Raw genomic sequence first — 10,665 nt, 5'->3', positions numbered from 1 at the left:
ATCGAAGGTTGGATGCCCAGCCGAAAATCTCCCTCGATCGCCCCCCTTAGCAAGGGGGGTTGGGGGGATCGAAGGTCGGATTCCCAGCCGAAAATCTCCCTCGATCGCCCCCCTTGGCAAGGGGGGTTGGGGGGATCGAAGGTCGGATTCCCAGCCGAAAATCTCCCTCGATCGCCCCCCTTAGCAAGGGGGGTTGGGGGGGATCGAAGGTTGGATGCCCAGCCGAAAATCTCCCTCGATCGCCCCCCTTAGCAAGGGGGGTTGGGGGGGATCAACTCCTCTATCTGTCGGCAAACACCCTCTAAATTCTTCAAAACCTGATCGTTCGTAAACCGAATCACCCTCAATCCATAACCTTCTAAAATACTCGTTCTTTCCCCATCATAATCTTTGCCTTCATCGGTAAAATGACTCTCTCCATCAATCTCAATTACTAACTTCAACTTGGCACAATAAAAGTCAACGATGAAATTATCAATCGGTCTTTGCCTTAAAACCCGAAATTGAAATCTTCTCAAGTAATTATTCCAGAGCTTTTTTTCTGCGGGTGTCATGTTTTTACGCAGTTCTTTTGCCCTTTCCACAAGTTGCGGATTGTACGGTAAGTGAAAACACGTATCAATTAAATTTTCCCCTCTAGTCATTTGTGCCATAGCAGTACGTAACCCCCTAAACTCCTGAATTACAGGGTGATTGGACAGTACTACCATAACACTGGAAAAAAGTAGGAGCGCAACAATCACAAACTCTCGTAAGTCAGTTCCCGATTCGCCCAATCAGTCTCTTCTAGAAATTCCGGAAAGGTTGTCAAAAGTCCGGGAAATTCCTCTTCCCTTAATTGCTTAACATCAGCTTGATAACCCTTATTGCGATACCACATAATCAAATCAAACAGTGACTTGCGGAAGAAAAGTAAGAAAATCCAGGCGGGTACTTCTTTATGCATAACAGGTATTCCCTGCACCTGAGAAAATACCTCTGCCATTTGTTTTGGTGTCAGGACATCGCCAGCGATTTCGATTTCTTTGCCGATGTATTTGTCGGGATTTTTCATTACATAAGCAGCAACGCGCCCCATGTCTTTTGTGGTAATCAAATGTAATGGTTTATTAGGTTGCACGGAGAAGGGAAAACTACCCTTAAGAATAGAAGGTCGCGTATATTTCTTCCAAAATTCCTCCATAAATAAGCAGGCACGTAACATAGTTGTGGGTAAGCCAGCTTGTTTTAAAATCTGCTCTATCTGATATTTCTGTTCAATGTGACCGATGCCAGAATTTCTGTCTGCACCACCTGCTGAGTTATACACAAAATGCTTAATTTCAGCTTGTTTGGCAACTTGTGCAATTCGCTTTGCTCTCTCGACTTCTAAAGGGTCAGGTTTGGATGAATCGCCAGCGGTGGCGTGACAGTAAACATGGGAAATCCCTGTAAAAGCTGCTACAAGAGATTCCCGATCATCTAAGTTAGCTTCAACCAATTCGACGCCTGCATCATTTATCTTGGATAGGGAAGGACGGTTGAGGTCAATTTTGCGAGTGATGGCGCGCAGGTTAGTGACTCCCTGTTCTAGAAATCCCTTGACTGCATTTCCACCCGTGCCACCCGTGACGCCGATGAGGAGAATTTTATCCATATTTTCCCAGCCATCTAAAATGCTCGGTTCTTGTTACTATTAAACTTGATTTTGAAATAAAATCTCTATATCTGGAGGTAGAGGCAAACGATGATTCAGCAGCAACCGGATACAAATAATACACCTGTGTTTGAACAACTTGGGGCGATTATCAACGAACTGCGTCAGAAAATAGACGCCCGTTTTGAGTTGCATCCAGATCCTGGTACAAAAGATTTACACGAATATAGTAATGCTGATGGCACTGTAAAAGGATCGCTGAAAAATTTCTCTGGGCCTGAAATTGACTGGCTGGTGCATTCTTGGCTTCGCAACTCCCAACGAAACTTCAGCGCCATGCGTCTAACTACTTGGTTGAAACCCCATATCCGCGTTCCCCATCTGGCGTTTGAGTTTGGCACGATGCAGAATCTTTTCTTCTACATCGATTACATTCCCAGAACGGATCTTTTGACCGATTTGGAATACCTGGATCGCTACTATGAGCCAGTTAATCAGACATATCTGACGCTACAGGATAATCCAAATTTGTCATTATTTACGAGCAAAGGTGTTTACCTGCGCCTGTTTCGATCGCCTATCAACCCATGCTACACCTGTGCAGTTACAGAGGATAATTTGCAACTGATTCGCACGGTAGCAAATGAAATGGTGGATCGTTGGCTAATTTGGGTAGATGAAGCCGAACCAGTGCCTGAAGATACACGGGATTCTTTGGCAGAACGGGATTTATTTTTGCGGCGTACCAGTGCGGAACGCGATCCGGGTAATCAGATGGCGGTGCGGATGTTTGGTGAGGAATTAACTAATAAATTGATTCGTGGGTTGTGGGGAGGCGATCGCACCAACTCTTAAGGAATAGATTTTGCCACCCTTAATTATTAAAGCTTTGACTGGCGGGGCGATCGCGCCGCTAGTTAGGCGCTCAAATTTTGCACCTTATCAGTAGGGTGGGATCTGCGGTAGCATAACGCACTATCCCCTCACTCACTCTGCGGCATACTGCTCACAAAATAACTGTGTATTGATGGCTAATTACGAGCTTGCTAATTGCTCGCTTGTCAATTGCCTCCAGAGTAGCCATTAGCGATTAGCTATTAGCAGTTACACAACCGTTGCCTAAGATGGGGACGGTATCCCTACTGACCGATCAAACAGGTAATTCAACGGTGAAACAAATCTCGTTATTTGCACTCTCAACTCGAATCGATCCGTGCAGATAAGTGACGAGTTTTTGCACGAGGGCTAACCCCAAACCTGTCCCGCCATGTTTCCAAGGGTTACTGTTCGGAATTCGGTAAAATTTTTCAAAAATGCGGCTAATTTCGCTTGGGGGAATTTCAACTCCCGAATTTTTGACGCTGAACAAAAGTTTTTCTGGATTTTCGCTTATGGTTTTTTCAGACTCTTTAACTCGTGCTGTTATCGTAATCTTTTCTCCGGCTGGGGTGTACTTACATGCGTTGTTCAACAGTTCGGTGATAATGCGTTCTAGCTTCGATAGGTCAGTTGCGATCTGAGGAACTTGAGCGGGAAAATCAATTTCTAGTTGTTGTTGTTGACTGTGGATGCGTTCTACAAATAGTTCGGCAATGTGAAGAATCGCTATTTTGGGGTCGATGCTGGATAAAACTACAGATTCAGCCCCAGCATCGAGGCGGGACAAGTCTAATAAATCGTTAATTAAATTTGTTTCTCGCTGACATTCTTCGTGCAATATTTTGAAGTATCTCGCTACTTTTGTCGAATCTGCGTCTAATGCACCGGCTTGTTTTAAAACAATTTCTAACATCTGGGTTGCCACTTTGATGTTGGACATGGGGGTGCGTAATTCGTGGGAAACCGTACTCAAAAAGTCATCTTTGAGACGATTTAGCTTTTCTAGTTCTTCGACTTGCGCTTGGGTGGCTTGGTAAAGGCGAGCTTGACGAATCGCGATCGCGCACTGATTTGCCACTTGCTGCACCAGTCGAATCTCTAGGTCGCTAAAATACTCTGTGCGGGGTTTAAACAACCACATATCCCCCAAGATGCCCCGATCGTCCACTAAAGGACAGCTCAAAATGGTAAACTCCAGCTTGCTACTGCGAACTAACGCAGCGGGTAGGGCACAGAAGCAGTATTGAACGTAATGTCCCTGCAACAGTTGCTCGTAAATATCGGGCCAATCATCGATCTGCAAGGTTAGCCCTTTTGCTGATGGAATTTCTGGGCAAATATATTCGTAGCAAATTGTTGACGTTCTGCGCTCCAGGTCGTATAATGCAGCATCGCACGAGTAAACGCCCAAACTGATTGCCACCTCTTGCACGGCGGTTTGCAATATTTGAGATTCATCTAAAGAATCGCGGACTTTGTCGGTAATGCGTTTGAGGGTGGCTTCGTAGCTGAGGGATCTTTCTAGTTCGGCGGTGCGTTCGATGACTTGGTTTTCTAGATCGGCGTTGAGTTGTTGAATTTGTTGATACAGTTTCGATTGTTGGATGGCGATCGCAAGTTGATCGGCGATGGCGCTAGCTAACTCGACTTCCCAATCTTCCCAGGGGGTGGGGGCTGAGTGTCGCAACAAATTCAACGTCCCCCAAACAGGAATTGATAGGGTGTCGTAACTGCTGTAAGAGTCAACCCGCAACGGGATAATTAACCAAGCTCCGGGATAAATTTGAGCCAGGTTTTTGACCGTTTCGTCTTCTATCTGGCTGATATCATCAATGGGAATAATTTCTAGTTGCTTGAGGCGCTGGGTTACCCAATTATTACGATCGGGAATTTCCAACCCCAGACCAATAGGCAGGTCGGGTTTTTGCCGATATTCTCCTACGCACCGCCACAGTTTTTGCTCTGGAAAATATTCTATAATCGTCGCCCGATCCACTTTTAAAAGCCTGCCAATTTCTGACACGGCTGTGGAAAAAATTGTGTTCAATTCCAGAGAGTTGCGGAGGGATTGAACGACTCGATTTACTGCCTGATCTTTTTGTGCTTGACGCAGCATTGCGTTTTCTGCCTGCTTGCGGGCGCTAATGTCCCGCAGGACTACGCATAAAATTTCTGTTTCGGGGTCAGCAATTTGGTTGGCTTTGACTTCAACTTGCACGATGCTGCCATCTCGACGGCGGTATTGCTGTTCGCCGGTAAAATGTTGCCCTGCTGTTAGGTTTTGCAGAGCGCGGTCGATTTTTTCCGGCTCTTCTAGGAGGACATCGTAAAGCGTTAGTTGCAAGATTTCTTTAAGGGTGTAACCTAGTAGTTTTTCCAGGGCGGCGTTGGCATCTATTAAGCGTTTGCTGCGGGCATCTATTAACAAGATTCCGTCTGTTGCTTGGGCGATGACAGCGCGATAGCGGACTTCGCTTTCTGTTCGCTGACGCTGACTGTTGAGCAATTTTTCTGTTAGTAAAGTAGCGATCGCTCCAAATACCAATCCTACAATTGCTAAAGAAGCGAACAGATAGCGCAAGTTGGCGATGCCTTGCCGATAAATTTCTCTCGCTGCTTCCACCCGCAGCAGCAGTGCTGGCTTCCCGTATATGTCGTTAATGATGGTGTATCCTGCGATCGCTTCTTCGTTCAGCGGATGAACGAATATCGGACATGAAGCATTGAACATTAGACATTGGGCATCTTTTCTGCTATTTTGCTCCTCCCCCAGCAAGTAAGAACGCGCTGCTAAAAAGTCAGGCGGTAGTTTGGCTGCATTCATATCTTGCCAGGTGAGGCGATAGCGACTAGCCAATTTCTGAATTTTGCCGGTGTCTAAATAGCGCCCAAATATCAAGGTACCGCCCATTGGTCCGCTGCCCCTACTGGTAAGAATAGGTTGGGATGTGACCAACATTGGGCCAGAATCAAGCAACAAGATTCCTGTTAAAATCTCTGGTCTATTGGCAGAACGTAACAGCAAACTGCCCTTAGCGATGTGCTTTCTCACCGCCGCGGGTACGCGTATTTTTTTCTGGCGTCTAATATCCAGCCCCGTTCCGTAGACGAGTTCCCCGGCAGAATTAATATACACCACCAAATTGGCTTTCATGCTGGCAAGCGCTTGTTCGGTTAAGTTCGACTCGATATAATTGCTGGGCTTGCCTTGCTTGATAAAGCTATAAGTGTCATCCCAAGCTGACCAGTCGGGAAAACGGGCGCTAAAATCTTGTTTTGTTTGAGCAAAGATACTTAAGACGCTTTCAACCGCTTGACGCGTGTTTTCTTCTTCGGCAACTTTAATGTTGCTCAGCAAGAGCGCTGACGAAGTTGCATACAGCACCCCAAGCAGACCCACCAGCGTTGTCCCAACGACCAGGATGGCTTTCTGCCTCAGCGTCAGCGACTTCCCTGTAGCGGGTGTATGTTGATTTTCTAACCGATTTTGTTTTTTGCCTACTGGTTTAGACAGACTTTTTGTTTTAAATAGCGCCATAGTAATTTACTTCCCGATGCCACGGGTAACGCTAGGAGTAGCTAAGCTATCGCTACAGATGTCCTGATGTTTCTCGGTCTGGTAACAATGCACTCTGAAGATAGTAATGCAGTCTATCTTATAGGCAGGGGTTTTAGCATGGGTAAGAAACCTAGTCTTTTCCATCTTTGCCATTTTCCTGAGGTCTTACGCGCATATTCCGGGTTTCTCTGCGCAGAAACTTTGGTGATAGGTTTGTCCTGCGTAAGTCCTGTCCTCCTCAATTGAGCAAATTCTGCAACAGCGGATGCTCTCGAATTGCTTCCAAGTCTGCATCGGTTTTGGCAAGTTCTCTCAATCGCTCTTCTGTGTCGAGGACCCGTGCCTGCTGGAGGCTTTTAATCGCTCTAGAGGGTTCACCACAGAGTGCATAACAAGTTGGTTATACCAGGCATCAGGACAATTAGACTCGATTTGAATCGCTTTTTCATAGGAAGTGTTCGCTGCTTCGTATCGTTCTAATTTCATCAACGCGATTCCCCTGTTGATCCACGCACTGGTACAGTCTTCTTTGAGTTGAATCCCTTTGTCGTAAAACGCGATCGCTTCTTCATATTTTTCCAAGTAATAAACTGCATTACCTATATATAACCAAAATCCATAAAATTCAGGATAGAGGGCGATCGCTCTATCGTATGATTCTCTTGCTGCCTCGTACCTCTGCCACTCGGCTAATGTTTTTCCCCCAATCAACCCGCTGCTGTTATCCGGTATTGTCTCTAGGGTTTTGTCCTAGGCATAAATAGCCAGCTCATATTCGGGCATTTTTGTCAAAATTCTTCCTTGGTTATACCAAGCTTGATAAAAATCAGGCTGGATAGAAGTAACTTTTTCATAAGCAGTTAATGCTGCTTCATCTCGTTGCATTTTTTCCAGCAAACAGCCTTTTTGATACCATGTTTGAGCGTCTTGTGGCTGGCGATTGAGGGTGCGAGAGCTTGCTAGGACTGCTTTTTCATAAGATTCTAATGCTTCAGTTTGTCGCTGTAATTTTTCTAGCAGCGCGCCTCGGTCATAATATTTTTTTGGATTGTTTGGATGGCGTTTAATCAATCGATCGTCACAATAGATCGCGGTTTCATAAGATTGTGATGCTTCTTGTTCTCGCTGGAATTTGGCTAAAATTAAACCGCGACGATACCAAGCATCTGGATCTTCTGGTTTGAGCTTCAATCTTTTATCGTAGACGGCGAGAGTTTCTGCATAGCGCTGGAATTTTTGCAGCATTTTAACTTGCTGTATCCCAGCGGCAGATTCCGGTTGAATTTGCCCTGCTTTATTATCAGCCTCTATTGCTGCTTCATCGCGGTGCAATAAAGCTAAAGCATTCCCTCGTTTCATCCAAGCTTCTCCATAGTTTGGTTCGATTTCAATCGCTTTATCCTAGGAAGCTATCGCTGCTTCATAGCGCTGTCAATCGTGTAAAGCGACTCCTCTATTATGCCAAGCTAGCGGAAAGTATGGCTGAAGTTCTATGGCTTTTTCATAACAAGCAATTGCCTCTTCATGGCGGTGTAAACTCCTCAATACGGCGCCTTTATCCTGCCAAGCTTCCGGATAGTCTGGTTTGATTTCTATGGCTTTGTCGTAGGATGATAGGGCTGGTTGATATTTTCCCGATTGTAAAAAGGCATACCCCCGCAAATACCAAGCTTCTGCGTAGTTGGCTTCGCTTTGAATTGCTTTATCAAAAGCAGCAATTGCCTCTAGATATTTCCGATTACTAATTAACTGACTACCTCGGCGATAAAGTTCGCTTTTCCGCTCTCTGAATATCCATAATAGTGCGATTAACACTAGGACGATATACAACGAATATAGGCTAAAAATTCGCTCGCCTAGAAAAGCTAACCTTGTCGGAATTCCCAGAAAATCGCTGACAGTGTCAGTAATATTCCAGAGGAATTGATTAAACGGACGAACAAACCAAAGCAGTCCAATCAAAAACCAAATTCCATATTTGTCAAACTGGTTAAATTGCCGTTGGAGATGGGGTGGTAACCAAGGTTCGATAATGCCATAACCATCCAGGGAAGGAATGGGCAATAAATTAATCAGAACCACGTAGATATTCAAAACAACGATCAAAGCTAAACTGGGGAAAATCCAACTGGAAATATCCCAGTTTTGCCCAACTCGGAAAAGCAGCGACAGCAGCAAAACGACAATCATATTGGCGAATGGACCTGCAGCAGAGACGGCACTTTTCCATTGGCGATCGCGCAACCGATTCTGATTAATATAAACCGCGCCACCCGGCAGCGCAATTCCCCCTATGAGGAGGAAAAAAAGCGGCAACATTAAACTTAATCCCGGAGCGGTATATTTGAGCGGGTTTAAAGTCAAATAAACTTTATGCTTAACCGAAGTATCTCCACTTCAATAGGCGACGACTGCATGACCGAACTCGTGGAGGCACAAGGATACCATCCATCCAAGACAGATAAAAACTGCAACTAACCACATGGGAACTGACCGCAGGGGAACAGGTGACTTTAATTTAGCAGAGGAGCGGGTGAGCGGGTGATCGTAAGGAGCGGGTGATATCAAGTCCTTAAGCATTGGTTGTGTAAAACTATGGTGTAAGCAACTGTTTAAAAACCCCTCTTGCTTGTTCTCTTTGTCTTCGTTGTCTTCCTTGTCCTCAAAGTCCCCTCACTTTTTACGATACTGATGCAACCGGACAGGATATGAATGGTAGGGTGGAAATAATCATCTTTGGTCAAATTTCTCTCCATATCCCACCTGCACGCCTGCACACCTGCACAAGAACACACCCGCCCAACGATGTGTAAAAAATTGCTACGGACATGGTATTGTAACAAATTGTTGCGAATACTCGTCCTTTGGCAATGTGGTTTTTATTGGCAAATTCTGTTTTGGCGCAAATTGCAGAACCAGCAGTACTCGAACGCCGCTTCGTCACCCAAATCCAAGAAATTCGTCCCTTACCGGGAGAACTCGATCGAGTTTTGGTGTTCAATAGCAACAGTCCGGAAGTGGTGCAAACCGAAGGAATTCTACTTTCCACCTTTCCTGGTGAGGGGAAACAAGTTCCCGCCGCACACTTGAACAAACCGCTAGTAGGACGGTTCGACTTTTTTTCCCATCACATTGTCAGATCCTCGAGACAAGGACGAACGCTGTATCAAGGTGCATTGGTTTACAATCCCAACAACGAACCCGTAACTCTAGAAATTCTGCAAGCGGCGAGTCACGCCACAAATCCCGATGCGCCGTTTGTCCAGTTGCCGTCAATGGTGGAAAATCCCGATGGCAGGGTTTATTCTGGTCCCGGATCGCGAGTGATGAATGAAGTATTGCGAAATGTTCGAGAATCGGAATTTCCTACAAAAATCGAAATTCCACCGCAACAGAGTCGGATGTTATTTAACTTGCCTATTTTACCTGGGAGCGGTCGCACGACCTACATGAGACTGCAAGCAAATGCGCCGGTTTATATGGCGAATTTGGCGATGTACGCGCTTGCCAATACGCGGGAACGTTTTCGCGCGCCCTTGTTGGAAGAGTGGCAAAATTTATTAGTAACTGGCAGATTAGCAGAACCGCGCGATCGCACGCCTACGGATCCCAGCAAAGTGGGAATTGAAGGGGAAGAAAAGGTGTTTGGACGCGTGGCGGGGGTTTCCATCGGTTCGGAATGGTATGCTCGCATTACAGATCGACCGGGAGAGGATAAGCTGAGCATTCCGCAACGGGGAAGGGGTATTTCCTATCCGATCAATACGGTGACGCGGATAACCTTGGGAACTAACCAGGTGCAAAGTGCGCCGATGGCGGTGCGCTATGCCGATACTGCCATCAACGGTCACGGTAACTATGGGGTGCATTACCGCGCCATCTTGCCTTTAGTTAACAATACCGGCAATCCGCAAACAGTGACGATATCGATCCAAACACCGTTTAAACAAGAATTAGCACGCGAGCGGTTATTTTTTGTCGATCCCCCCCAAGGACGGGTTTTCTTTCGGGGTACGGTGCGGGTTTCCTACCGAGACGATAACAGACAACCCCAGGTGCGTTACTTTCACCTAGTGCAACGCCAAGGACAGCAAGGCGAACCTTTGGTAACGTTAAGGATGCCTGCAAGCGATCGCCGCATCGTCACGGTGAATTTCTTCTATCCCCCCGATGCTACACCACCGCAAGTATTGAGCTTGCGCACCTTGGAATAATAGCAGGTGGGCAGGGGTGCAGGTGAGCAGGTGGGATTGTAAGAGAGACAGGACTTACGCGCGACGATCGTCTCACCAAAGTTTCTTGCTGATATCTCTCGTTGTCCAACCAAAGATTTTTCAGGTGAAACCCGGTTTCTTTGCCTAATGCCTCATAAGAGTCGGAGGCAACCGGGTTTCTTGCTGATATCTCTCGTTGTCCAACCAAAGATTTTTCAGGTGAAACCCGGTTTCTTTGTCTAATGCCTCATCAGAGTCGGAGGCAACCGGGTTTCTTGCTGATATCTCTCGTTGTCCAACCAAAGATTTTTCAGGTGAAATCCGGTTTCTTTGTCTAATGCCTCATCAGAGTCGGAGGCAATCGGGTTTCTTGCTGA

The 10,665-nt window shown here is 46.1% G+C and carries 9 protein-coding genes; 3 read left to right on the top strand and 6 right to left on the bottom strand.

The genetic code is table 11. From position 1 onward, the window contains the following. A partial coding sequence (locus tag ACE1CM_RS24935) for a hypothetical protein (protein WP_374881393.1) occupies positions 1 to 184 on the top strand: 184 nt, incomplete at its 5' end. A 64-nt stretch (positions 185 to 248) separates the two neighbouring features. Here ACE1CM_RS24935 and ACE1CM_RS24930 read toward each other — a convergent pair. Together ACE1CM_RS24930 and ACE1CM_RS24925 are read right to left on the bottom strand one after the other, a co-directional pair. Then, positions 249 to 653 (bottom strand): endonuclease domain-containing protein, encoded by a 405-nt coding sequence (locus ACE1CM_RS24930; protein WP_374881391.1) that lies wholly within the window; start codon positions 651 to 653, stop codon positions 249 to 251. Positions 654 to 739: 86 nt separating this feature from the next. Further along, the gene (locus ACE1CM_RS24925) at positions 740 to 1,636 is read right to left on the bottom strand and encodes an NmrA/HSCARG family protein (protein WP_374881389.1); all 897 of its coding nucleotides are present in this window, start codon (positions 1,634 to 1,636) and stop codon (positions 740 to 742) included. Between the two features lie 90 nt (positions 1,637 to 1,726). Here ACE1CM_RS24925 and ACE1CM_RS24920 point away from each other — a divergent pair, with 90 nt between their 5' ends. After that, on the top strand, positions 1,727 to 2,491 hold the full coding sequence (locus ACE1CM_RS24920) for a hypothetical protein (protein WP_374881388.1): 765 nt from the start codon (positions 1,727 to 1,729) through the stop codon (positions 2,489 to 2,491). A gap of 295 nt (positions 2,492 to 2,786) precedes the next feature. On the opposite strand, the gene ACE1CM_RS24915 is transcribed toward ACE1CM_RS24920, so the two are convergent. The 4 genes from ACE1CM_RS24915 to ACE1CM_RS24900 all read right to left on the bottom strand — a co-directional run bounded on the left by ACE1CM_RS24915 (position 2,787) and on the right by ACE1CM_RS24900 (position 8,393). Then, a complete protein-coding gene (locus ACE1CM_RS24915) occupies positions 2,787 to 6,053 on the bottom strand; it encodes a CHASE4 domain-containing protein (protein WP_374881386.1) in 3,267 nt (1,088 codons plus the stop codon). A 333-nt stretch (positions 6,054 to 6,386) separates the two neighbouring features. After that, complete coding sequence (locus ACE1CM_RS24910; protein WP_374881384.1) at positions 6,387 to 6,785, bottom strand: tetratricopeptide repeat protein; 399 nt, start codon at positions 6,783 to 6,785, stop codon at positions 6,387 to 6,389. Positions 6,786 to 6,824: 39 nt separating this feature from the next. Then, on the bottom strand, positions 6,825 to 7,433 hold the full coding sequence (locus ACE1CM_RS24905) for a tetratricopeptide repeat protein (protein WP_374881382.1): 609 nt from the start codon (positions 7,431 to 7,433) through the stop codon (positions 6,825 to 6,827). 72 nt (positions 7,434 to 7,505) lie between these two features. Continuing rightward, positions 7,506 to 8,393, bottom strand: coding sequence for a tetratricopeptide repeat protein (locus ACE1CM_RS24900; protein ID WP_374881381.1), 888 nt, complete (start codon positions 8,391 to 8,393; stop codon positions 7,506 to 7,508). A gap of 563 nt (positions 8,394 to 8,956) precedes the next feature. Here ACE1CM_RS24900 and ACE1CM_RS24895 point away from each other — a divergent pair. Then, positions 8,957 to 10,288 (top strand): DUF3370 domain-containing protein, encoded by a 1,332-nt coding sequence (locus ACE1CM_RS24895; protein WP_374881379.1) that lies wholly within the window; start codon positions 8,957 to 8,959, stop codon positions 10,286 to 10,288. Positions 10,289 to 10,665 lie beyond the last annotated feature (377 nt).

It is taken from the genome of Microseira sp. BLCC-F43 (assembly GCF_041929235.1).
In the GTDB taxonomy this organism is placed as follows: domain Bacteria; phylum Cyanobacteriota; class Cyanobacteriia; order Cyanobacteriales; family Aerosakkonemataceae; genus Microseira.
Note: the sequence above shows the minus strand (reverse complement) of the source record. Positions and strands in the feature narration are given on the sequence as shown.

Coding starts and splice junctions, on each gene's coding strand:
- ACE1CM_RS24930 (WP_374881391.1), bottom strand. CDS start 653: ATGGCACAAATGACTAGAGGGGAAAATTTAATTGATACGTGTTTTCAC.
- ACE1CM_RS24925 (WP_374881389.1), bottom strand. CDS start 1,636: ATGGATAAAATTCTCCTCATCGGCGTCACGGGTGGCACGGGTGGAAAT.
- ACE1CM_RS24920 (WP_374881388.1), top strand. CDS start 1,727: ATGATTCAGCAGCAACCGGATACAAATAATACACCTGTGTTTGAACAA.
- ACE1CM_RS24915 (WP_374881386.1), bottom strand. CDS start 6,053: ATGGCGCTATTTAAAACAAAAAGTCTGTCTAAACCAGTAGGCAAAAAA.
- ACE1CM_RS24905 (WP_374881382.1), bottom strand. CDS start 7,433: ATGAAACGAGGGAATGCTTTAGCTTTATTGCACCGCGATGAAGCAGCA.
- ACE1CM_RS24900 (WP_374881381.1), bottom strand. CDS start 8,393: ATGTTGCCGCTTTTTTTCCTCCTCATAGGGGGAATTGCGCTGCCGGGT.